Below are 21,569 nucleotides of genomic sequence, written 5' to 3'. Positions count from 1 at the left end.
GATGTTCAAGACACTGTCCACTTTGATCGTCGGGGCCAATGCCCGCGCCGAAGACCGCGTGCGCGATGCATTTGCCATCGAATTGATTGACCAGAAAATCCGCGAGGCAGAGGCATCGCTGAAAGCCGCCAAAGCCACACTTGCCAGCCTGATCCAGCGCCAGCGGTCCGAACATGCACAACGCAGCGCGTTGCAAAAACGGATCACGGATTTGACCAAACGCGCCGCAGAAGCGCTTGAGGCCAAGAACGAAGACATGGCGCTGCAAGCGGCCGAGGCCATCGCGCAGATGGAAAATGAACTGAAGCTGCGCGAAGACACCTGCGACCGTCTGGAACAAAAGGTCATGCGCCTGCGCAGCTCAATCGAGAACGGACATCGCCGGATCATCGACCTGAAACAGGGTGCCATTCAGGCCCGTGCCGTGCGCCGCGAACAGGACATCCAGATGAAGCTGGGGTCGATCAGCCAGACCTCTGCCACCGAAGAGGCCGAAGAGTTGATCGCCCGCGTGCTGGGCAAGGATGACCCGTTTGAGCAAAGCCAGATCGTGGCCGAGATCAACCGCGACCTGAACCAAGGCGGGATCATCGACCGCATGGCTGATGCAGGCTACGGCGACCCGACCCGCTCTACCGCACAAGACGTGCTCAACCGCTTGAAAACCAAGAAATAACGACACCTGAACGAGGAGACTTCAAAAATGCAAAATACATTCAAATCTGACAACGCCCTGATCATGTTCTTTAACGGCTTCGCCGTTGTGGTGGCCTACGGCATGCTCGCCCTGTCGCTTTACATGTCCCCCGATGTACCGCTGGCGACCAAGGGCTACTGGGGCATCGGCATTCTGCTGCTGACCCTGAGCCTGGTGAACTTTGTCAAGTATCGCTTTGACGAACGCCTGTCGGACGACCGTATCCAGCGGCTGGAAGATGCCAAGAACGAACGTCTGCTGTCCGAATACGTGGACGGCGACATCAAATAAATCACGCCCACGCCCCGCGCAGCCCTGCGCGGGGCGGTTTTCCTTTGCAAACCAATCGTTTCACGGCAAAGTTTCTGACATGAATAGCGTTATCGCCACCCTGCGCCGATTGGCCGCCGACATCGTTGGCAACATCATCCGCCTTTTTGTGCGCTTCCTGACTGCCGTGCGCGCCGACTGGAAAGGCATAGAACCGGTGCCGAAACAGCGGGTGTTCTTTGCCAATCACACCTCTAACGGCGATATGCCGATGATCTGGTCGGTGCTGCCGCCTGCGATCCGCCGCCAGACCCGCCCCGTGGCCGCCGCCGACTACTGGCTCAAGAACAAGCTGCGCGCCTTTGCAGGGGGCGAAGTGTTCCGCGCGGTCCTGATCGACCGCCGGCGCGAGGTGAACGACGATCCGATGGCCAAGATCCTGGCCGCGATGGAACAGGGGGACAGCCTGATCATTTTCCCCGAAGGCAACCGCAACATGGGCCCCGACCCGTTGTTGCCGTTCAAGGCGGGCATCTACAACATGGGCAAGGCCTTTCCGGATGTTGATCTGGTGCCCACATGGGTCGCCAACCTCAACTCCATCATGCCCAAGGGCGAGGTGATCCCCCTGCCGCTGATCTGCACCGTCACATTTGGCGAACCGCTTCGCATTGGCGCGGATGAAACCAAAGACGCGTTCCTTGCCCGCGCCTCTGCGGCCTTGGCCGATCTGCGTCCTGCTGATCCAGAGGAGCCCGCGCCATGAACAACCCGGTTCTTGACGCCGCCATGACCGGTACAACTGGCAGCATCGTCTTTCTTGCACTTGGCGGGTTTGGCATCCTTGTGGCGCTGACCCTGTTTGGCGAATTCATCCGCGCGCGCCAGATGCCCGGCACCCAAAACCCGGTACTGGACACCTATACCACCCGCGTCGAAAGCTGGTGGGCAATGGTGGCGCTGATTTCTCTGGCGCTGCTGACAGGACGGCTGGGCGTGATGATCCTGTTCCTGTTTGCCTCTTTCGCCGCAATGCGCGAATTCCTGACGCTGACGGCCAAGAACCGGGCCGACCACATGTCGCTGGCGCTGGCCTTCTTTGCGGTGCTGCCACTGCAATACTTCTTCATCTGGTGCGGCTGGCACGGGATTTATACCGTGTTCATCCCGGTCTACGCCTTTCTGCTGCTGCCCATCGTCAGCGCGTTGCGCGGCAATTACACCCGCTTCATGACCCGCGTGGCCGAGACCCAATGGGGCCTGATGATCACCGTCTTCTGCGTCAGCCACGTGCCGGCGCTGATGGCGCTGGACATCCCCGGCTATGGCGAACGCGGTGTGCTGCTGATCGCCTTCCTGATTGTCGTCGTTCAACTGGGCGATCTGTTGGACTTTTTCTTTGGCCGTCGGATCGGCAAGACCCGCATCGCGCCTGAACTCTCGCCCAAAACCTGGGAAGGGATGGCCTGTGGCGTGGCCTCTGCCGCGGTGATCGGCGGGTTTCTGGCTTGGCTCACGCCGTTTGGCATACTCGGTGCTGCGCTGATGGCGGCCATGGCGTCACTGGTGGGCATGTTCGGAAATCTGGTTTTCGCCGCAATCAAGCGCGACCGCGGGGTCAAGGACTGGTCGCATCTGATCCCCGGGCAAGGCGGCTTTGTTGACCAGCTGGACAGCGTGGTTTTCGCCGCCCCGATTTTCTACCACGTCACCCGCTACCTATGGGCGGTCTGACACAGGCCCGCCTCCGCCCCGCGATTGATCCCCCCAACCGCCGCAGGCGCGGCTGGCCTACCCTGTGCTAAGCGCGATTTCCGCTTAGTGTTTCAAAGGCTTTGCGCTAGGCTCTTGCCATTGTTTTAGGAGATGCACACCAGCATCGGTGGTTTTGAGGGGTAAAGTCTTGGCACAATTTATTTCCACATCAGGTGGCGGAAACGGCGTTCAGGTCAGTCTGGCGCAAGGCGCGGACGTGATCATCGGCAACGGTGTGACGCTATTCAGCAACGACAATGATGTCATCACGGGGCTCGGCGGCAACTCTGTCCTGCTGGGGGCCGGATCATCAGTGATTGCCGTGGATGAAAGCGCAGGCCGTGCGATTGATCTGGCCAGCGGCGCCGGGGCGTCCCACAACGTGCAGATCGGGGATGGTGCCTCGGTCTCGGGCGGCATCTACGCCATCACCAACCTGACCAGCATCGCCAATGATGGCGCGATCACAGCCCTTGGCACGGCGGTGCAAATGGGCGGCCTAGGGCAGCTGACCAATACCGGGCGGATCACCTCTGCGGATGGGACCGGCGTCTTCGTGGAAAACGACACGAACGTGATCAACAGCGGGACGATCTCGGGAGGAACAAGCGGTGTTACCTTCATTCTGGATGGCGGCGTGCTGGACAATTTTGGCACCATCACCGGCGATATCGGCGTGCTGGCCGACTGGATTGTCCCCGATCAGGCCAGTGTGACGATCCACAACGCCGGGACGATCCACGGCACAACCTCTGCCATCAAAACAGAGCTTCAGCAGGGCACGATCCTGAACACCGGCACGATCAGCAATGCGGCGTCCAATCGCGCGGCGATCTGGCGGGCGGAATCCGATCCGGGCGAGGATTACCGGCTGGTGAATGCTGGCGACATCATTGGCGCGCGGATCGCCTATATCGGCGCCGTTGGGCGCGACACGATCATCAACACCGGCACGATTGTTGGCGATGTGTCCTTAGGCGCAGGTATCAACACCTACCAGGGCCGCGACGGTTCCGTGATTGGCGTCGTGTCGGGCGGGTCTGAACGCGACTTCATGTATGGCGGGTCAGAGGCCAACACCTTTGAGGGCGGCTTTGGCAACGACACCCTGATCGGCGGCGGCGGCGACGATGAGCTGCTGGGCGATTCCAGCAACGACACTGTGCGGGGCGGGGACGGCGATGATTTTGTTGATGGCGGGGATGAGGATGACTTTGTCTTTGGCGGCAATGGCCGGGACTCGGTCTTTGGCGGCGAGGGCATGGACAACATCTTTGGCGGCAGCGGCAATGACACGCTGGATGGCGGCGACGGTGATGACCTGATCCGCGCAGGCGACGGCGATGATCTGGTCACCGCCCTGTCAGAGAACGGCAACGACAGCGTCTTTGGCGGCAACGGGCAGGACAGCCTGTTTGGTGGCGGCGGTTTTGATGTGCTGCATGGCGGTGCGCATGATGATGACATCTCGGGCCAGGGCGGGCAGGACACGCTGTTTGGCGGTGGCGGAGATGATTGGCTTTACGGGGGCACAAGCATCGACACGCTTATCGGCGGTGCGGGCGACGACACGCTGGATGGCGGGGCGGGCAGCGACCGGATCAGCGGCGGCGCTGGCGACGACTGGCTGACAGGTGGCAAACAGGCGGATACCTTTGTCATCAGGCGCGACGCAGGCTTTGATGTCATCACCGATTTTGTCGACGGCGAAGATCAGATTGACCTGCGCGACTATGGCCTGCGGGTCACAGATTACGCAGGCATCGTTGGCCCCGCCCTGTCAGATGCCGGAGGCGGCGACAGCCTGCTGGACCTGTCGCAACTTGGCGGCAGCGGCTCTGTCCTGATCATGGGGTTCGATATTACCAACGCGGATTCCGGCGACTTCCTGCTTTAGCCCGCTCTTCTTTTCTATTCATTTGTAAAGATTGGACATTTTTATGCCTAACATCATTTCTTCCGACCTCAGCAGTGGCATCGTCACATACTTTCTGCCTGCCGGTGAGGATCTCATCGTTCAGCCCGATGTGCTGATCTATAGCACCGGTGAATTCGCAATCTATGGCCAGGGTGACAACATCGTGTTGCTGCGCGACGGTGCCACAATCCTGTCCTACAGCGATCTGACAACAATCGTGCAGACCGCGGCGCTACAGCTCGGTTTCAACAGCACAGACGGGAAAAACGACCTGACGATCCAGGATGGCGTGTTGGTGCAGGGTGCATATGATGGCGTCAAGATTGCGGGGAACAACAATGATCTGAAAAACGACGGCAGCATCCTGGCCGAAAAGACCGCTGTCAGCATCGAGGGCAACCTCAACTATCTGCTGAACCACGGAGACATCAACAGCGACAACGGCATCGCCGTCAAAGCGGGCACCAACGCTGATCTTCAGAACTTCGGCAACATCACATCGTCGGCCTTTGCCTTTAGCGGCGAGGCATATGGTGTCTGGATCGACGGGGTGAACGCCTCGGTGATGAACGCGGGCGACATCACCGGGCAAACCGCTATGTTCTTTGACGGCATTGCCGATTTTGACGGCGATGCCCGGCTGGACAACGCGGGCCAGATCGTCGGCTATTACTATGGGGTCGCCACCGCTGATGAGGGGCTGACCATCAACAACTCCGGCCTGATTTCTGCGACTGATGACAACTTTGCCACGATCGCGCACAATGCCTCTGACCCGGACGAAGAGCAGTTTCTGAACAACACCGGCACAATTCTGTCTGCCGGGACGGCCTATAGCGGCAGCGTTGGTGAGGATCGCATCACCAACACCGGAACAATCAGCGGCGACATCAATTTGCGCGACGGCGATGATAAATATCTCGGCCGCACTGGCACGGTTGATGGCATCGTGGATGGCGGCGCTGGCAATGATGACCTTGTCGGCGGGGCCGAAGCGAACGAGCTGCGCGGCGGCGATGGCGACGACAAGATCTTTGGGCTGGGCAACATCGACATCCTTGAAGGTGGCGCTGGCAATGATGAAATCTATGGCGGCGGCGGCACCGATTTTGGCGGTGGCGGCGATGGCAACGATCTGATCCGTGGCGGCGACGGTGACGACTGGTTCCTTGGCGGATCAGGCGATGACCTGATGCTGGGCGGTGCGGGCAATGATGAGATGGACGGCGAAGGCGGCAACGACACACTACGGATGGGGTCGGGCGACGACATCGCTGAAGGCCGCGGTGGTCAGGACATTATTCATGGCGGGTCCGGTGACGACCGGCTTGGCGGCGGCACCAGCTCGGACACGCTCTTTGGCGGCGCGGGTGCAGATACGATTAACGGCGGCGCGGGTGCGGACCGGATCAATGGCGGCACGGGCGATGACCTTTTGACCGGCGGAAAACAGGCCGACACCTTCGTATTTCACCGCGGCGCGGGCTTTGACGTGATCATCGACTTTGTTGATGGCGAAGACACGATTGATCTGCACGATTTTGGCCTGCGCATCCTTGACTATGCAGGCATCGTGGCCCCGGCCCTGTCCGACGCGGGCGGTGGTGCGACGCTGCTTGATCTTGGTCAGCTTGGCGGCACCGGAACGATCAGGATCGAAGGTCTGGCCTTTGCGGATGCTGACGCCGCGGACTTCTTACTGTAGCTCGGCCAGGCTGCGCGCGGATCAGTCAAGTCATCTTTTCCACCGCCTGCCCGGCGTGGTTTTTTCTTAAAATTGCGGGCCCATTGCGTTAGCCTATTTCTACTTTTTTGGCACGCGCACCGGCGCGAGGCTGCATTGCAATTCAAAATCAGGGGACAATTATGGCACAAGTCAGAACAATTACAGGCGGCGGCGCTGGCGCTCAGATCACCTTGGCAAACGGTGAGGACCTCGTCGTCGTCGATGGCGTTCAAGTCTACAGCGACGACGACAGCGTCATCGAAGGCGTTGGACGCAACGACGTCTTCCTGTCGGCCAATGTTGGGATTTTCACCTTCACCGACAGCACAATCGAACCCGCGATCCTGCTGGGCACCAGCACCGCCCCGGTTTCGAACAACACGATCTTTATCTCGGAAACCGCCTCGGTTGTCTCAACCGCCGACGCGATCGAGACCTATGGCAGCAGTTCGGAAATCACCAATTACGGGGTTATCGCGGCAGAGCAGATGGCCGTCGACATGGTGGAGAGTTCCAACAAGTTCACCAACTTCGGCAGCGTGAATGGCGCCAACAACATTGGCGTGCGGACATGGATGAACGGCGAAGTTGCCAACTATGGAAACATCAACGGCGGTTTCTGGGGCGTGGTCCAGCGCGAGGGTGGCAACACCCTGTTCAACGCAGGCACCATCACCGGTGACACCGGCGTCTACATGGGTGGGTTGGGTGAAACCACATCCGGCAACGAGGTGAATAACACCGGTGATATTCTGGCCGAGCGCTACGGCATCAACTCCATTGGCGAAAGTGCCACGATCGTCAACGCAGGCCGCATCCAGGTGACCGAGACCAGCAATGCCGCAATCTGGCACAACCAATCGGCCTCACCGGAGATTTACCTCCTGGTCAACTCGGGTGAGATCTCTTCCCCTAACTTGGCCTATCAAGGCAACGACAACGGCGAGACGATTGAGAACTCCGGCCTCATCAACGGCAATATCAATATGCTGGACGGCATCGACATCGTCGACAATGTCGGCCTCATCAACGGCAACATCGACCTGGAGGATGGGGACGATCGGCTGGAAAGCCGCAATGGAGAGGTCAACGGCAGCGTCTATGGCGGCAATGGCAGCGACCGGCTGTTTGGCGGTGACAGCGCGGACTTTTTCTTTGGCGGCAACGATTCCGACACGCTGCACGGACGCGGCGGCGATGATGAGTTGTCAGCCGGTTCCGGCAATGACTTCCTATATGGCGGTGACGGGTCGGACATCCTGAACGGCAGCATTTACCGTGAACTGATGGTCGGCGGAAACGGAGAGGACTTCATTTACGCCGGTGGCGGCAATGATGATATCTATGCGGGGGCCGACAGCGATGTGGTGCTTGGCAGTGGTGGGAACGACGACATCTTTGGCGGGACGGGTGATGATTCACTCTACGGCGGGACCGGCGATGATGACATTCGTGCAGGCGATGGCGATGACCTCGTGTTCGATGAAAGCGGCGCGAATGAGATTTTTGGCGGTGCCGGGAACGACGACATCACCACTTTGGGCACCGACAGCCTGATCTATGCTGGTGACGGGGATGACAGTGGTGTGGCAGGCACCGGGAATGACATGATCCGGGGCGGCAAAGGCGATGATGCCTTCTTTGGCGGCGCTGGCGATGATGCCATGTACGGGGGTGCGGGCAACGACACCTTTGACGGCGATACCGGAATTGACATGCTGCGTATGGGCGATGGCGACGACATCGCCGAGGGCCGCGGCGGTCAGGACATCCTGCATGGCGGGCGCGGCGACGATCAGCTTGGCGGCGGCACCAGCAGCGACAGGCTCTATGGCGGTGCCGGGAACGACACGTTGGACGGTGGCGCAGGTGCGGACATCATCGCGGGTGGCTCTGGTGATGATGAACTCACCGGGGGCAATCTGGCCGACATCTTCGTGTTCCGGCGCGACGCCGGCTTTGACACGATCACCGACTTTGCAAACGGCGTGGACAAGATCGACCTGCGCGACTTTGGCATCCGCATTCCAGACTATGTCAGCGTTGTGGCTCCGGCGCTGTCGGACGCAGGTGGTGGCGCGACGCTGCTGGATCTGACCCAACTTGGGGGCACCGGTTCGGTTCTGATCGAGGGCCTCGCCTTTGTGGATGCGGACGCGACCGACTTCCTGCTTTAGGGGGTCTTTGCCTTAGAACGCGGTGCCCACGACCAGCACCCAATGTCGCCGGGACCCGGTCCCGGCGATACCAAAGCCGAACTCTTGCGCGCGGGGGTGCATCTGGTTGGACCGATGATCGGAGCGGCCCTGCCAAAGCCGCAGCACCCCGCCCGTTTCATAGGGACCCCAAGCGAGGTTTTCGGCCACCAGCCGCGGGTTATAACCTGCCGCTTGCGCCCGCTGCCAGGACCCGCGTCCATCCCGGCCCTGATGTGAAAAACGGCCCGTGCCGACCATGTCGGCTGCATGTGACTGGGCGATCCGGTCTAGCGTTGCATTGCGACGCAGGGGTGGCAGCCCGTTCTGCGCGCGCATCTGGTTCAGCACCTGCCCGACGCTGACCTGAGGCAACGGGGCAAAGGCCATCTGATTGCGTGTGACTTGGGGCGGTGGTGCGGCACAGGCCGCCAACGCCAAAATGGCGCTTATCATAAGTGCTTTCATGGTCCTGCCTGCTCGACCTTGGGCCTGTTTTGGGGCAAGCTACCAGATATTGCGTGAACCGCACGTCATTTTTCTGTCCTCCACCCACCGCGCGAAAGTCCGCCAATTGTCCCGTTTTACCGATGCCGACCGCGCCCGCGCCCTGACCGCCGCCCAGACCCACCTGGCCGCGATCCCCGCTTGCCAATTGACAGGGACACTAAAGCTGGGCGACCGGTCGCAGGTCTTTGCCGGGCAATACGGCACCGCACCTGCGGTCTTCAAATGGTTCCTGACCGACGATGCCGCCGCCATCGTGACCGCAACGCAGGAAGAGCTGGCAGAGGTCACACCGCGCCTGTCCACCGGTCCGCTTCAGATCAACCGTTGCCTGGCGGCACTACCCGATTTGGGGGTTGTGGTGCTGTCCCATGCCGCCGGTCCGCGCCTGACCGGGGTGATTGCGGATGCAACACCCGCCGAACGCGCACAGCTGATGCAACAGGCCGGGGCGTGGCTCGCGACCTATGTCGGCCCGCGCAACCGGGTCGGATCTTTTGGTCCGGGCTATTGGCTGAAACGATTGCAAGGCCGTGCGATCCCGCCACTTGATGCGGGCATGCTGGGGGCACTGCATAACGCGCTCAGCGATATGGCCGCGGACCTGCATGGCGTCGATGTCACGCAGGCTGCGTCCCACGGCGACTTTGCCGCGATCAACCTGCACTATGCGGACGGAGTGATGACCGGTGTTGATGTGCAAGGCACTGCATGGCTGCCGCTGGCACGTGACGTTGCCAAGTTTCTGGTCTGGGCCACGATCCACTGCCCCGCCCCCGGCCCCACCCTGTGCGGTGTGCCGCGCGCTGATCTGGCCGCCATCCTCGCCGGGCACCCGATCCCCCTGTCCGAGGTCGAAACCACCCTGCCCTTTTTCATCGGCACACAGCTTTATGGCCGTCTGATCGAAAACCACCGCCACGCCACCCGTGGCGACATCACCCGGCAGGCGATCCTCAATTTTCTGGATTGGCGATCCCAGAAGGACTCGAACCCTCAACCTGCTGATTAGAAGTCAGCTGCTCTATCCAGTTGAGCTATGGGACCGCACGCGCCCGATATGGCGCGAGGGGGCGGCCCTTGGCAAGCCCCCGATTGCGTCGGATGTGGATTGCGCCTGTGGCAGTGGCAATGGGCCGGCATATGTCCGCGGACCGGTGCGCGTGGTCGGTCAGGACATCTATGGTCTTGACCGTGATGGCAACGGGATCGGCTGCGAATAACGCGGCTTAGTGAGTCCAGGCCCCGCGCCGGTCGGTCGCAAAATTCTCGCCATAGCCGCCCTTGCGGATGTTGGCGCGGCGCGGTTTGGGTTCGGTGACAACCGCATCAATCCCGTTTTCGCGGGCATAGGCGACGGCGGCCTCTTTGCTGTCAAAGGTCAGGCGCACCTGGGTCTGCGTATCGCTTGAAGATGTCCAGCCCATCAGCGGATCAATCTGGCGCGCACTGTCCTTTTCGTAATCCAGAACCCATTGCTTGGTCTTGGCCGTGCCGGATGACATGGCGGTACGGGCGGGGCGATAGATTCTGGCTCGCATGATGGCACTCCGGCTAAGGTCGCCCTTACTTGCCACACCCAACGCCCCTGTTACAAGGGGCCAGCGCCCGCAAGAAACCGAGACCCCCGTGACAGATCAGCCACCGTTTCAGCCCGTCAAGCTTAACGCCCCGGCCCATTGGGCACATCACTTGCTGTATGACACCGGACGCTATGTGCTGGACGGCTATTTCTATGGCACCGGAACCCTAGTGATCACCTTTGAAAACGCGCAGGGCGACTTTTCGGAAACGGACCTGTTTCGGCACGGCTGGGGGGCCAAACTGTTTCGCGCGCAAAAGGTGTCGCACATTGCGGTCAAACCCAAGGCAGGCGACTGGTATCAGGCGCCGTGCCTGTCGCCCGCCTTGGCAAAGCTGCGCGCCGCTGGCCTGTTCGACCAGTTCGACAACATCGTGACCTATGGCACGTCGATGGGCGGCTTTGCGGCCATCGCCTTTGCCGATCAGGTGCAAGCCACCACCGTTCTGGCCCTGTCGCCGCAGACAACGCTGAACCGTGATCTTGTGCCATGGGAAAAGCGGTTTCCGGTGGCGCGCAAACAGACATGGATGGGCGACAACAACGACGCTGTGGGCAAATCGCTGCATGCCAAGCGGGTGCTGTGTGTCTACGACATGCACCATCCCTTGGACCGCGCCCATGTCGCACGGCTGGATCAATCCAACCTGCACCACATCAACACACCGTTTCAGGGCCATGGGATCGCCATCCCGCTGGTCAAACTGAAAGCCGCCAAGCCGCTATTGGCCTACGCTTTGGGTGAAACCGAAGACCTGACGCCTTTCTATGCCGCATTGCGGGGGCGCAAAGCACAGGAGCGCTATTTCAAGCAGATCGCTGGCAAGGACCGCGTCAAAACCTCTGACGCGTTCACAAAGATTATCAAGCGGGAGCGTAAAAAGGCGGGCTTCAACGCAGCCGCGTCAAAGGCCAAGACCGCAGAGGGTAGCAAGTATCTAATGGCGCAAGCCACTGGCCCCGGCGGTTTGCGTAAGATCATTAGACACCTGCGCCGCCGGATCGTGGGTTAGCTGGCCCACTCACCCCCGCGCATCACGGGCACGCGGTCGCCGGACCGGGTGATGCCGTCGATGTCTACCGCGTCGCTCCCCATCATCCAGTCCACGTGGATCAGGCTCTGGTTGCCGCCCTTCTGTTTCAGCTCTTCAGGTGACAGCTCTGACCCGCCCTCAATCGTGTCGGCATAGCACTGGCCTAGTGCGATGTGGCAAGATGCGTTTTCGTCAAACAGCGTGTTGAAAAACAGCGTGCCGGACTGCGAGATGGGCGAAGAATGCGGCACCAGTGCCACCTCTCCGATCCGACTGGCCCCATCGTCCACGGCCAGCAATTCGCGGAACACATCTTGTCCCTTGCTGGCCGTCGCCTCCACGATCTTGCCCGCTTCGAACCGCACAGAGATATCCTCGATCACCGTGCCCTGATGCGCCAATGGCTTGGTCGCGGACACCGTGCCGTCGACCTTGTAGGCATGCGGGCAGGTAAACACCTCTTCCGTGGGGATATTCGGCTGGCACGTCACGCCATTCAGCGCAGGCGAGGCACCGCCTTTCCAGATATGCCCTTCGGCCAAGCCCAGCATCAGGTCGGTGCCCGGACCGGTGTAGTGCAGGCTGGCAAAGTTGTGGTCGTTGAGCCACTTCACCCGCTTCTTCAGCTCTGCGGTATGCGCTTCCCAGTTGGCGACCGGATCGTCGCCTTCCAGACGCGACGCCGCATAGATCGCATCCATCAGCTTGCCTTGTGCCTCTTCCACCGGCAGGTCCGGAAAGACTTGCGCCGCCCAACCGGCACCGGGATAGGCCACAATATTCCAGTTCACCTCAAAGCCCACAATCGGGTCCATCGCGGGTTTACGTGCAATCGACGTGGCCTTGCTGACGCGGGCGACTTTGGCAGGGTCCACCTCGGCCAACAGCATCGGATCCTCGGCAGAGACAGCCATGCGCGCCGCCCCTTCCCTGAACGCCTTGCCCATGCCTTCGAAGAACCAGCCGGGGGCCTTGTCGAAACTCTCGTCATGGCCATGCGTGAACCTGGCCAGCGTGATCGCATCGTCGGAAAAGAACGGCAGCACCTGCCCCGCACCGACCTTGTAGGCGTGCTCTGCAATCAGCCGCACCAGCGGCAGCGCATCCATGGGTGCCGTGATGATCAGGTCCTGCCCCTTTTGCAGGTTCACACCGGTGCGCACGGCCACCTCGGCCAGACGGTTCAGTTTTTCGGGATCAATATGCTCTGACATCGGGCGCTCCTTCATCGGTTATCCGATAGGTAGGGATGCCGCGCGTGGCGTCAACGGCGAAAGGCCGCAACCGCCAGATCGGCAGGGAAATTTTCGGTATCGCACACGCCGGGATGACCACCAGAAAGCCCTTTTGCCAGCCATGTCGCCCGCTCTTGTAGCCCCACTTCGACCCATGGACCGTTTGACAATGGATCACGGCCCCAATGTGGCCTGGCAAAGGGTTCAACCGCAAATTCCTGTGTCAGGTCATATTCCTCTTGGCCTGCAACCGAAAGGATCACACCAGCAAGGCAATCAACCATGCGCTCAACATCCCGGCGCAATTCGGTTTCGCGGTCGCGGTTCGCGCTGATCGTGCGCAGGGCAACATCAGCAATGCCATGGCGCACCTGGACCGCATGACCAAAAAGATGTGCCACATAATAAAGGTCTTGCTCCGCGGTCTGTCCGGCCTCGGCCCGGAAGATCATATTCTGGCTGGTGCAATAGGCGGCATGGGGGTCAACGCCCGCGTCAGCCCCGCAAAGCCCTGCGATCTGATCGACCGTTTGCACGTCTGGCAACCTGTCAAACGACCGTTCGGCCGCAGCGATTACATTTTGTACCGGATCGGCCGTGGCAGGGCCGCAAATCAGAAGAGCTATAAGGATTGCGCGTATCATTGGCCGACTGTGACACAGCAGCCGCCTTGTGCAATGCATTTATCCGCGACGCCGCCGCATCGCCACCAAGCCGCCCAGACCCGTCAGCAGCATCAAAGCAGGGGCAGGAAGCGGCACGGGGGCAATGGGGGACACAACGGTGATGTCACGCGACACTGTAAATGTGGCACTGTCGACTTCGACGTTGCGCAATTCGGTGCGCACAACATCTGTGTAACCCGCGCAATAACTTCCGAAACGCGTACTGACCCGATTACAGACAGATTCGATAAAGGTGACGCTTTGTTCTTCAAAGAATTTCACTGACCCGGTCAGCGTCTGCGTATAGACACCCGGCGCGGTATAATCCGGCACAAAGTCTGGGAAAAAGCTGATCGGGTTCAAATCAAACAGGTCTGCGGTCGCGATATTCGGAGATGGCGCCGACGTGTCGGTCATCGTCACATCTTCCATGTAACCGTTCCCGCCATCGAAGCTTGCCGTCAAAACCACCTGATCCCAGCTTAGCAACTGCGGTGCGCCAAGGACAACGACCGGATTGCTGCTCGGCGTCACTTCGATATCAGCGATCACCGCAAAGAATTCACCGACCTCGAACATGTCTGGCCCACCAATAGTGGCATTCACCGTCGCAGCCTGCGCGCCACTGGCCGCAAGCGTGAAAGCCAGACTTGCCGCTAAATACCTGATATCAAACATGTAAGGGTCCCTGTTTTCGCAAAGCCAGCGATAAAGGTTATCTGAAATCGCGTCAACTTTTGGCCACAATTGGCGACGATCCCGCGACAAAGCGGTTTTCTCCCTCGGATTGGGCCAAAAGACTGCTGACATGTCCTGTCAGGAGGTGGGGTTGATCCTGACAGCCGTGGGGCCAACTATAGGCCAACCCGCAAAGGAATCCCCCATGGCCTACGCACAGACCGACAAGCGCGAGATTTCCGACGCCGCCTATCTGTCCAACCCCGCACCCGACGTGCGGTCCCGCGAAAAGTTGGAAGGCGGCAAAGCCTTTGTGATGAAGACAGAATTCGAACCCGCAGGCGATCAGCCCACAGCGATTGTCGAACTGACCGAAGGGATCAACGCAGGTGAACGCGACCAGGTGCTGCTGGGGGCGACCGGCACCGGCAAGACGTTTACCATGGCCAAGCTGATCGAGGAAACCCAGCGCCCCGCCATCATCCTTGCCCCAAACAAGACGCTGGCCGCCCAGCTTTATGGCGAATTCAAAGGCTTCTTTCCTGACAATGCCGTCGAATACTTCGTCAGCTACTACGACTACTACCAGCCAGAGGCCTACGTCGCCCGGTCCGACACCTACATCGAAAAAGAAAGCCAGATTAACGAACAGATCGACCGTATGCGCCACTCGGCCACGCGGGCGCTGTTGGAACGCGACGATGTGATTATCGTGGCTTCGGTGTCCTGCATCTACGGTATCGGCTCTGTCGAAACATACGGCGCGATGACGCAGGACATCCACGCCGGCAAAAGTTACGACCAGCGCAAGATCATGGCCGACCTGATCGCGCAGCAATACCGCCGGAACGATCAGGCATTTCAGCGCGGCTCGTTCCGCGTGCGCGGCGACAGTCTGGAAATCTGGCCTGCCCACCTTGATGACCGCGCGTGGAAGCTGTCATTCTTTGGCGAAGAGCTGGAGAGCATTACCGAATTTGACCCGCTGACCGGCGAAAAGACGGATACCTTCGACAAGGTCCGCGTTTACGCAAACAGCCACTATGTGACACCGAAACCGACGATGCAGCAGGCCATCATCGGCATTAAGAAAGAGCTGCGTGTGCGGCTGGATCAACTGGTGGCCGATGGCAAACTGCTGGAAGCCCAGCGGCTGGAACAGCGCACCAACTTCGATCTTGAAATGCTAGAGGCGACCGGCGTCTGCAACGGCATTGAAAACTATTCGCGCTACCTGACGGGCCGCGCACCGGGTGAACCACCGCCCACGTTGTTTGAATTTATACCCGACAACGCCATCGTCTTTGCCGATGAAAGCCACGTCTCCGTGCCGCAGATCGGTGGCATGTACAAAGGCGACTACCGGCGCAAATTCACGCTGGCTGAACACGGCTTCCGGCTGCCGTCCTGCATGGACAACCGCCCGCTCAAGTTCGAGGAATGGGACGCCATGCGCCCGCAATCGGTCTTTGTGTCCGCCACGCCCCAGTCGTGGGAGCTGGAACAATCCGGCGGTGTCTTTGTCGAACAGGTAATCCGCCCGACCGGCCTCCTCGATCCGCAGGTCGAGATCCGCCCGGTCGAAATGCAGGTCGATGATCTGCTGGACGAGGTGCGCCGCGTGGCAAAGGCCGGCTATCGCACGCTCTGCACTACGCTCACCAAACGCATGGCCGAAGACCTGACCGAATACATGCACGAGCAGGGCATCCGCGTGCGCTACATGCATTCGGACATCGACACGATCGAGCGGATCGAGATCCTGCGTGATCTTCGACTTGGGGCCTTTGACGTGCTCATCGGGATCAACCTGCTGCGCGAGGGGCTGGATATTCCCGAATGCGGGCTTGTGGCCATTCTTGATGCGGATAAGGAAGGCTTCTTGCGGTCCGAAACCTCGCTGGTGCAAACCATCGGCCGGGCGGCGCGGAACGCAGATGGCCGCGTGATCATGTACGCCGACCGCATCACCGGGTCGATGGAACGCGCGCTGAAAGAGACAGAGCGCCGCCGCACCAAGCAGATCGCCTATAACAAAGAACACGGGATCACGCCTGCGACGGTCAAGAAGAACGTCGAGGACATTCTGGCCGGTCTCTACAAAGGCGACACCGACCAATCCCGCGTGACGACCAAGATTGATAATAAGCAAGCCGGTTCGAACATCGAAGCGGTGATGGAGGGCTTGCGCGCAGACATGCGCAAAGCCGCCGAGAACCTAGAGTTCGAAGAGGCCGCCCGTTTGCGGGATGAGCTGAAGCGGCTTGAGACCGTTGAACTTACTTTGGCTGACGATCCGCTCGCGCGGCAATATGCGGTGGATAAGGCCGTGGACGACGCGCAGAAGTCTTCGGGCCGCTCAACGATGGGTCGGGGTGGGATGCGCGGCGGCGTGAAACGGCGCAAGGGACGGTAGTGGCTCTCTCGCGCCTAACGTCGATGCGGCGGTGACCCGGCTGGTTTTCACTTTGTATTAACTTTGACGAAAGAGGGTTGGGCGATGCAGATACGCCCCTCCCCCCTGTCGCCAGAGGTCTGGCTGAACGATCTCTTTGCAAGCAAAGCCGTGCAACAAGGTGCCGTGATCCGGCGCAAGGCGAAAGATGTGGAGCGCTATGCAGGTCTGGACCGCTTTCTGATGGAAATTGACCGACGCGGCTTTCAGGTCGTCGAAAATGCCGGTCAATTCGTGATCTTTTGTAATCGCGCACCGATCCGGCGGGTCACAACACCTGCCATTTCGCGCCGCCGCAGTCTTTGAAAGACTGCGGACGAAATCCTTGAAGGATTTCGGCACTGGCCGAAACGGCGCCGCGGATTAAGTTTCTGTGATGCGCCACCTTATCCCCCTTCTCCTCTTCGCCAGCCCCGCCGCCGCGTGGGAGTTCTCGCCCATCCCGATCTGCACCCTGACACACACCACGGACGCGGCAGAATTCACCATCACCTATGACGCAAGTCTGCCGGAATATGCGCTGACCCTGACGCTCTTGCAGGACACGTGGCCCGACAGCCCCACCTTCGGGATGCAGTTCGCAGGCCCCAACCCGATTGCCATTGGCACCGACCGGCACGTCACGGACGGCGCGCGCCTGACCGTGAAGGACAGCGGCTTTGGCAATGTGCTGAACGGGTTGCAATTCAACGACCGGGCGACTGCCACGGCAGGGCCGCTGACGATTACCGCCGATCTGGCGGATGCCGGTGCCGCCGTTGCCGCCTTCCGCCGCTGCCCGGCCCCCGCGACCTCATAAGCACTGCCTCACCCCAGCTCACTCGATCACAAAATCGCCCACCACCGGGTAATGATCGCTGGGCCACTCACCGCCGAATTTCTGGCGCAGAACCTGCGTTTCACCCACCAGCCGCACCCCGTCAGACACCCCCAAATGGTCAATCGCACCGAACAGGTTCAACCCCCGGTTCACATGATAGGTCGACCCGCGGAGCGGCACGAAATCGATCCCCACCTCTTCAATCAGCGTCAGCGGCACCCCACCGCTCCGCGCATTGAAATCGCCCACAACCATCACCCGCTCGCCTGCGTCGACCCAAGGTTTCACCCGCGCAGCGATCAGCTCTGACGACAATCGTCGGTTCGACCGGCTGGCGTAATCGTTGTGCACATTGACCACCCGCAGCGTGGCCCCATCGACAGCAAACAGCGCCCAGGACGCAAACGCCGGGAATGATCCGTTGAACGTCCGGCTATAGATCACATCCGGCGTCTCGCTGAAAAAGAACCACCCCTGATCCTGCATCTCTAGCCTGTCGGTGCGGTAAAAGATCGGCTGCGTTGACGGAAAGACCCGTGCATCACCGCTCGCCGCTGCGGCATAGCCGGGGTTCTGCGCCAGCAACCAGTCGCGGGCAAGGTTCACGTTCCCGTCGCCGCCCCGGGCGAAACTCTCCATCTCTTGGAAGGCCACGATGTCAGCCCCCATGGCCTTAAAGGCGGCATCCATCGGACCTTTGCGCCGCTCCCAATCGCCCACAGACCACGCCCCGGTCTCCTGGTTCAGGATGATGTAGTGCACGTTGTAACTCGCCACCCGCAACGCCCCATCTGGGGCTGCGCGCAGGTCTGCCGCGCGCGGACTGCAGGCGACCAAAGCCCCCAATCCGACCGCTGCAATGCCTGCCAACCACTTCAACGTTTTCGCCCAGACCCCCACACGACCGATCCCTGTTTCCATGTCCCGCGCCGGAACCTCCGGTGATCTTTCACCCAAGGGTGTGTCACTGTCCAATCACGAAACCGATCGTTGGTCACAATGGACAAGGCGTGCTCTGCGGCGAGGTCCAGCAGCACGCCATCCGCGATCACACCTTTGTCCACCACAAACACCTGTTTCGGGGACAGTCCCAGTTTTGCGGCCATTGCATCATGACCTGCAAACCGATCCCCCAGCTTGTAGCCCACATTGGCATCAAAGCAGATGTAAGGCTTCAACCCTTCATCCTCCAGCTTTTTGACAACGCGCGTCAGCACCTTCAGCGACGGATCACCGCCCCATTGCATGACGTTTGACCCATCCACTAGGATCGCATTGCCCGGCATCCGGTCCGGGTCGCGCCGCCGCAGCCGCAGCCGCAAAACCACCAATAGGATCAACAGCACCGCGCAAAATGCCGCCGCCACCTCAAGATCGCTCAATTCAATCTGCCTTCTGCCCTTTTTGGCTCAACCGACGGTCAGGACCCCGGCAACACCAGATCACCTGACCGAAAAGTCAAATGTAGACAACCTGCGCACCAATGGGGACGCACTTGTTCGACTTCATCAAATCGACCTGCCTTGCTGACCTGCAGCCGCGCTTTGTGACAACCGGACTGGCGCCGGGTGCTGCACGGGATGAAAGCACGGTCGCCAGACACTACGGGTTCGCGCAAGCCGCCGCACCGCCCAAACAAAGATGACAAACGCGCTGACACTAGTGGAATACGCCCGGCTAGGTGGTGATCGCAACTGGGGCGTCATCTTGGCCGGCTTTGGGGGACCAGCGTGCGCCGTATCTTTGGCATTGGGCATCACCGGATCGTGGTCCGCAACCGGCCTGCATCCGACCCCGACATGGCGGTCACCAACCGCCGCATCGCCGACGTCGCTCGCACCCTTGACCGCGACCTTGCCGCACCCGCGCCAAAAAGGTTTCTGCCTGCGCTGGCGCGAAATTCGCGCCGGAGCAGAGCTTTAGCCTGGTCTTACGCAAGGGTCGAACTGGCCCTATTGGCAGACCGCGATTCTTGGGCAAACTAGGCCATCCTTGTCCCGCTGCGCGCGGGGGATTCGCATGCCTGATAGGAGGACGCCATGAACCTGCAAGCCCTGACCAACGACCCCGAAAAGATTGTCGAAGCCGACCGTGCCCATATCTGGCACCACCTGATGCAGCACAAACCTTTTGAGTCCATTGACCCGCGCATCATCGTCGAAGGCAAGGGCATGCGCCTGTGGGATATCAAGGGCAAAGAACATATCGATTCTGTCTCTGGCGGCGTCTGGACCGTCAACATCGGCTATGGCCGCGAGCGTATGGGCAAGGCGATCTCTGACGCCGTGACCAAGATGTGCTTCTTCGGCGGCACCCTTGGCACGATCCCCGGCTCGCAATTCGCCGAAATGCTGATCGACAAAATGCCCGGACTTGATCGCGTCTACTACGCCAACTCCGGGTCAGAGGCGAACGAGAAAGCCTTTAAGATGGTTCGCCAGATCAGCCACAAGCACCACGGCGGCAAAAAGTCCAAAATCCTCTACCGCGAGCGTGACTACCACGGCTCCACCATCGCCACGATGTCCGCAGGCGGTCAGGACGAGCGCAACGCGCAATACGGCCCCTTCACCCCCGGCTTCGTCCGCGTCCCGCACTGCCTTGAATACCGCAGCCAGGACGGCTCCACTGGTGAGGCATACGGCATCAAAGCCGCCGAAGCGATTGAAGAGGTGATCCTGCGCGAAGGTGCCGACACCATTGGCGCGCTCTGCCTTGAGCCGATCACCGCAGGCGGCGGCGTCATCACCCCGCCCGAAGGCTATTGGCAAAAGGTGCAGGAGATCTGCAAAAAGTACGACATCCTGCTGCACATTGATGAGGTCGTCTGCGGCATCGGGCGCACCGGCACTTGGTTTGGCTACCAGCAATACGGCGTCCAGCCCGACATCGTCACGATGGCCAAAGGCGTCGCCTCTGGCTATGCGGCGATTTCCTGCTGCGTGACCACCAATGCGGTGTTCGAACAGTTCAAGGACGACACCGACAAGATGGGCTACTTCCGCGATATCTCGACCTTTGGCGGCTGCACCGGCGGCCCTGCGGCGGCGATCGAGAACATGAACATCATCATGGAAGAGGGGCTGCTGGAGAACTCCACCACCATGGGCGCGCATCTGAACAGCAACCTGCTGGCCCTTCAGGACAAGCACAAATGGATCGGCGACGTGCGTGGCAAAGGCCTTTTCGCAGGTGCCGAACTGGTCACCGACCGCGACAGCAAAGAGCCTGTGGGCGAAAAGGAAGTCGGCGCGATTGTCGCCGACTGTATGGCCCAAGGAGTGATCATCGGCGCCACCAACCGCTCACTGCCGGGGTTCAACAACACCCTCCTCTTCGCCCCCTCGCTCATCGCGACAGCCGATGATCTGGACCAGATCACCGACGCCGTCGACCAAGCGATCACGCGGGTTTTGGGATAATTGCGCTGAAACGTAGGGTGAGCAATCTGCCCACCTATCCGGGCAAAGGGCCCCGCACATCTGTGGGGCCTTCCTTTATATTAGATGTCTGCTTTGAGCCCACGTTGACCGATGCTGCAGCCTGCTCGAATGGCGGCTAAGCCCTGTCGGTCAAATAAACACGCCAAGTGTCCTTCTACGCGGCCAGTCCAAGTGATAGCAGTGTCCTGAAGCAAACCTCGCCCAGAAATCCGAAGGGAAGAACGTAAATGATGGGAGCAGGCTCGATAGGTTGTCTGGGCTATGGCCTGTCAGTCGTTGGCTTTGCAGGTTGCGTTTTTTTCGGATTTTTTTTGTTTCAGCGCAAATTCAAACAAAAGATGGCAATGCTTGAAAACAAGCCCAATCGAATACCGCTGACCCGAGATGATCGACCGTTTGTTTATCGGTTTCTTACCCTCTGGCTTTGCGGTGCAGTTCTGTTTTTCGTAGCAGATTTAATTGAAGTTCGTGGTGTGGAAGCCGGATGGTTTGAGGGGCAGACCGAATGTCCACACATATGGCCGACACCCCGAAGTTTGCGCGACCTAGGTTAGCCCTACGGTCGCTATTCTTCGGATGAGTTCCGATT

Annotated in this window: 21 protein-coding genes and 1 tRNA gene; 14 read left to right on the top strand and 8 right to left on the bottom strand. The window is 60.1% G+C overall.

The window, feature by feature from the left end; all coding sequences use genetic code 11:
• Position 1: 1 nt before the first annotated feature.
• The 7 genes from AB3Y40_RS01440 to AB3Y40_RS01410 all read left to right on the top strand — a co-directional run bounded on the left by AB3Y40_RS01440 (position 2) and on the right by AB3Y40_RS01410 (position 8,543).
• On the top strand, positions 2–676 hold the full coding sequence (locus tag AB3Y40_RS01440) for a PspA/IM30 family protein (RefSeq protein ID WP_369437024.1): 675 nt from the start codon (positions 2–4) through the stop codon (positions 674–676).
• A gap of 27 nt (positions 677–703) precedes the next feature.
• Positions 704–988: a hypothetical protein gene (locus AB3Y40_RS01435; RefSeq protein WP_369437023.1), complete on the top strand. Its 285-nt coding sequence runs from the start codon at positions 704–706 to the stop codon at positions 986–988.
• Between the two features lie 79 nt (positions 989–1,067).
• Positions 1,068–1,733 carry a lysophospholipid acyltransferase family protein gene (locus AB3Y40_RS01430; protein WP_369437022.1) on the top strand — a complete coding sequence of 222 codons (666 nt, stop codon included), beginning with the start codon at positions 1,068–1,070 and terminating at the stop codon, positions 1,731–1,733.
• Positions 1,734–1,756: 23 nt separating this feature from the next.
• Positions 1,757–2,701 (top strand): phosphatidate cytidylyltransferase, encoded by a 945-nt coding sequence (locus tag AB3Y40_RS01425; RefSeq protein WP_369439579.1) that lies wholly within the window; start codon positions 1,757–1,759, stop codon positions 2,699–2,701.
• A 169-nt stretch (positions 2,702–2,870) separates the two neighbouring features.
• Positions 2,871–4,619: a hypothetical protein gene (locus tag AB3Y40_RS01420; protein ID WP_369437021.1), complete on the top strand. Its 1,749-nt coding sequence runs from the start codon at positions 2,871–2,873 to the stop codon at positions 4,617–4,619.
• Between the two features lie 43 nt (positions 4,620–4,662).
• A complete protein-coding gene (locus tag AB3Y40_RS01415; RefSeq protein ID WP_369437020.1) occupies positions 4,663–6,345 on the top strand; it encodes a calcium-binding protein in 1,683 nt (560 codons plus the stop codon).
• Positions 6,346–6,506: 161 nt separating this feature from the next.
• On the top strand, positions 6,507–8,543 hold the full coding sequence (locus AB3Y40_RS01410; RefSeq protein ID WP_369437019.1) for a calcium-binding protein: 2,037 nt from the start codon (positions 6,507–6,509) through the stop codon (positions 8,541–8,543).
• Positions 8,544–8,555: 12 nt separating this feature from the next.
• Here the strand turns inward: AB3Y40_RS01410 and AB3Y40_RS01405 are convergent, their stop codons facing one another.
• The 3 genes from AB3Y40_RS01405 to AB3Y40_RS01395 all read right to left on the bottom strand — a co-directional run bounded on the left by AB3Y40_RS01405 (position 8,556) and on the right by AB3Y40_RS01395 (position 10,609).
• Positions 8,556–9,029: a CAP domain-containing protein gene (locus AB3Y40_RS01405; protein WP_369437018.1), complete on the bottom strand. Its 474-nt coding sequence runs from the start codon at positions 9,027–9,029 to the stop codon at positions 8,556–8,558.
• A 1,009-nt stretch (positions 9,030–10,038) separates the two neighbouring features.
• A tRNA-Arg gene (locus AB3Y40_RS01400) sits at positions 10,039–10,115 on the bottom strand.
• Positions 10,116–10,297: 182 nt separating this feature from the next.
• The gene (locus tag AB3Y40_RS01395) at positions 10,298–10,609 is read right to left on the bottom strand and encodes an ETC complex I subunit (RefSeq protein WP_369437017.1); all 312 of its coding nucleotides are present in this window, start codon (positions 10,607–10,609) and stop codon (positions 10,298–10,300) included.
• An 88-nt stretch (positions 10,610–10,697) separates the two neighbouring features.
• Here AB3Y40_RS01395 and AB3Y40_RS01390 point away from each other — a divergent pair, with 88 nt between their 5' ends.
• A complete protein-coding gene (locus AB3Y40_RS01390; RefSeq protein WP_369437016.1) occupies positions 10,698–11,663 on the top strand; it encodes a hypothetical protein in 966 nt (321 codons plus the stop codon).
• Here the strand turns inward: AB3Y40_RS01390 and AB3Y40_RS01385 are convergent.
• The 3 genes from AB3Y40_RS01385 to AB3Y40_RS01375 are packed head-to-tail and all read right to left on the bottom strand — an operon-like array spanning position 11,660 to position 14,262.
• Positions 11,660–12,898, bottom strand: coding sequence for an aminopeptidase (locus AB3Y40_RS01385; protein WP_369437015.1), 1,239 nt, complete (start codon positions 12,896–12,898; stop codon positions 11,660–11,662). The genes AB3Y40_RS01390 and AB3Y40_RS01385 overlap by 4 nt on opposite strands.
• Positions 12,899–12,948: 50 nt before the next feature.
• Positions 12,949–13,563, bottom strand: coding sequence for a hypothetical protein (locus tag AB3Y40_RS01380; RefSeq protein ID WP_369437014.1), 615 nt, complete (start codon positions 13,561–13,563; stop codon positions 12,949–12,951).
• A 39-nt stretch (positions 13,564–13,602) separates the two neighbouring features.
• Positions 13,603–14,262 (bottom strand): VPLPA-CTERM sorting domain-containing protein, encoded by a 660-nt coding sequence (locus AB3Y40_RS01375; protein WP_369437013.1) that lies wholly within the window; start codon positions 14,260–14,262, stop codon positions 13,603–13,605.
• Between the two features lie 205 nt (positions 14,263–14,467).
• Between AB3Y40_RS01375 and uvrB the strand changes: the two genes are divergently transcribed.
• The 3 genes from uvrB (at position 14,468) to AB3Y40_RS01360 (ending at position 17,516) form a co-directional block, all read left to right on the top strand.
• Positions 14,468–16,678 carry an excinuclease ABC subunit UvrB gene (gene uvrB / locus AB3Y40_RS01370; RefSeq protein ID WP_369437012.1) on the top strand — a complete coding sequence of 737 codons (2,211 nt, stop codon included), beginning with the start codon at positions 14,468–14,470 and terminating at the stop codon, positions 16,676–16,678.
• A gap of 84 nt (positions 16,679–16,762) precedes the next feature.
• Complete coding sequence (locus tag AB3Y40_RS01365; RefSeq protein WP_369437011.1) at positions 16,763–17,023, top strand: aspartate aminotransferase; 261 nt, start codon at positions 16,763–16,765, stop codon at positions 17,021–17,023.
• 70 nt (positions 17,024–17,093) lie between these two features.
• Positions 17,094–17,516, top strand: coding sequence for an excinuclease ABC subunit B (locus AB3Y40_RS01360; RefSeq protein ID WP_369437010.1), 423 nt, complete (start codon positions 17,094–17,096; stop codon positions 17,514–17,516).
• Between the two features lie 18 nt (positions 17,517–17,534).
• Here the strand turns inward: AB3Y40_RS01360 and AB3Y40_RS01355 are convergent, their stop codons facing one another.
• Positions 17,535–18,458, bottom strand: a complete 924-nt coding sequence (locus AB3Y40_RS01355) for an endonuclease/exonuclease/phosphatase family protein (protein ID WP_369437009.1) — start codon at positions 18,456–18,458, stop codon at positions 17,535–17,537.
• Entirely contained in the window at positions 18,413–18,919 is a 507-nt protein-coding gene (locus tag AB3Y40_RS01350; protein ID WP_369437008.1) for an NYN domain-containing protein, read from the bottom strand. Before AB3Y40_RS01350 ends, AB3Y40_RS01355 begins: the two co-directional genes overlap by 46 nt.
• 348 nt (positions 18,920–19,267) lie before the next feature.
• Here AB3Y40_RS01350 and AB3Y40_RS01345 point away from each other — a divergent pair, with 348 nt between their 5' ends.
• From AB3Y40_RS01345 to AB3Y40_RS01335, 3 genes are all read left to right on the top strand, one after another.
• Positions 19,268–19,522 carry a hypothetical protein gene (locus AB3Y40_RS01345; protein WP_369437007.1) on the top strand — a complete coding sequence of 85 codons (255 nt, stop codon included), beginning with the start codon at positions 19,268–19,270 and terminating at the stop codon, positions 19,520–19,522.
• Between the two features lie 54 nt (positions 19,523–19,576).
• Positions 19,577–20,959 (top strand): aminotransferase family protein, encoded by a 1,383-nt coding sequence (locus AB3Y40_RS01340; protein WP_369437006.1) that lies wholly within the window; start codon positions 19,577–19,579, stop codon positions 20,957–20,959.
• Positions 20,960–21,207: 248 nt separating this feature from the next.
• Entirely contained in the window at positions 21,208–21,534 is a 327-nt protein-coding gene (locus AB3Y40_RS01335) for a hypothetical protein (RefSeq protein WP_369437005.1), read from the top strand.
• Positions 21,535–21,569 lie beyond the last annotated feature (35 nt).

Origin of the sequence: Yoonia sp. R2331, from assembly GCF_041103235.1 — a bacterium.
Lineage (GTDB): Bacteria > Pseudomonadota > Alphaproteobacteria > Rhodobacterales > Rhodobacteraceae > CANMYO01.
The sequence above is the reverse complement of the archived record's forward strand: the minus strand, read 5'-3'. Positions and strand labels throughout refer to the sequence as shown.

Bases quoted from the DNA above. Each gene is read 5' to 3' on its own strand.
- AB3Y40_RS01440 (WP_369437024.1), top strand. From the start codon at position 2: ATGTTCAAGACACTGTCCACTTTGATCGTCGGGGCCAATGCCCGCGCC.
- AB3Y40_RS01435 (WP_369437023.1), top strand. From the start codon at position 704: ATGCAAAATACATTCAAATCTGACAACGCCCTGATCATGTTCTTTAAC.
- AB3Y40_RS01430 (WP_369437022.1), top strand. From the start codon at position 1,068: ATGAATAGCGTTATCGCCACCCTGCGCCGATTGGCCGCCGACATCGTT.
- AB3Y40_RS01425 (WP_369439579.1), top strand. From the start codon at position 1,757: ATGACCGGTACAACTGGCAGCATCGTCTTTCTTGCACTTGGCGGGTTT.
- AB3Y40_RS01415 (WP_369437020.1), top strand. From the start codon at position 4,663: ATGCCTAACATCATTTCTTCCGACCTCAGCAGTGGCATCGTCACATAC.
- AB3Y40_RS01410 (WP_369437019.1), top strand. From the start codon at position 6,507: ATGGCACAAGTCAGAACAATTACAGGCGGCGGCGCTGGCGCTCAGATC.
- AB3Y40_RS01405 (WP_369437018.1), bottom strand. From the start codon at position 9,029: ATGAAAGCACTTATGATAAGCGCCATTTTGGCGTTGGCGGCCTGTGCC.
- AB3Y40_RS01395 (WP_369437017.1), bottom strand. From the start codon at position 10,609: ATGCGAGCCAGAATCTATCGCCCCGCCCGTACCGCCATGTCATCCGGC.
- AB3Y40_RS01385 (WP_369437015.1), bottom strand. From the start codon at position 12,898: ATGTCAGAGCATATTGATCCCGAAAAACTGAACCGTCTGGCCGAGGTG.
- AB3Y40_RS01380 (WP_369437014.1), bottom strand. From the start codon at position 13,563: ATGATACGCGCAATCCTTATAGCTCTTCTGATTTGCGGCCCTGCCACG.
- AB3Y40_RS01375 (WP_369437013.1), bottom strand. From the start codon at position 14,262: ATGTTTGATATCAGGTATTTAGCGGCAAGTCTGGCTTTCACGCTTGCG.
- uvrB (WP_369437012.1), top strand. From the start codon at position 14,468: ATGGCCTACGCACAGACCGACAAGCGCGAGATTTCCGACGCCGCCTAT.
- AB3Y40_RS01365 (WP_369437011.1), top strand. From the start codon at position 16,763: ATGCAGATACGCCCCTCCCCCCTGTCGCCAGAGGTCTGGCTGAACGAT.
- AB3Y40_RS01360 (WP_369437010.1), top strand. From the start codon at position 17,094: ATGCGCCACCTTATCCCCCTTCTCCTCTTCGCCAGCCCCGCCGCCGCG.
- AB3Y40_RS01355 (WP_369437009.1), bottom strand. From the start codon at position 18,458: ATGGAAACAGGGATCGGTCGTGTGGGGGTCTGGGCGAAAACGTTGAAG.
- AB3Y40_RS01340 (WP_369437006.1), top strand. From the start codon at position 19,577: ATGAACCTGCAAGCCCTGACCAACGACCCCGAAAAGATTGTCGAAGCC.
- AB3Y40_RS01335 (WP_369437005.1), top strand. From the start codon at position 21,208: ATGATGGGAGCAGGCTCGATAGGTTGTCTGGGCTATGGCCTGTCAGTC.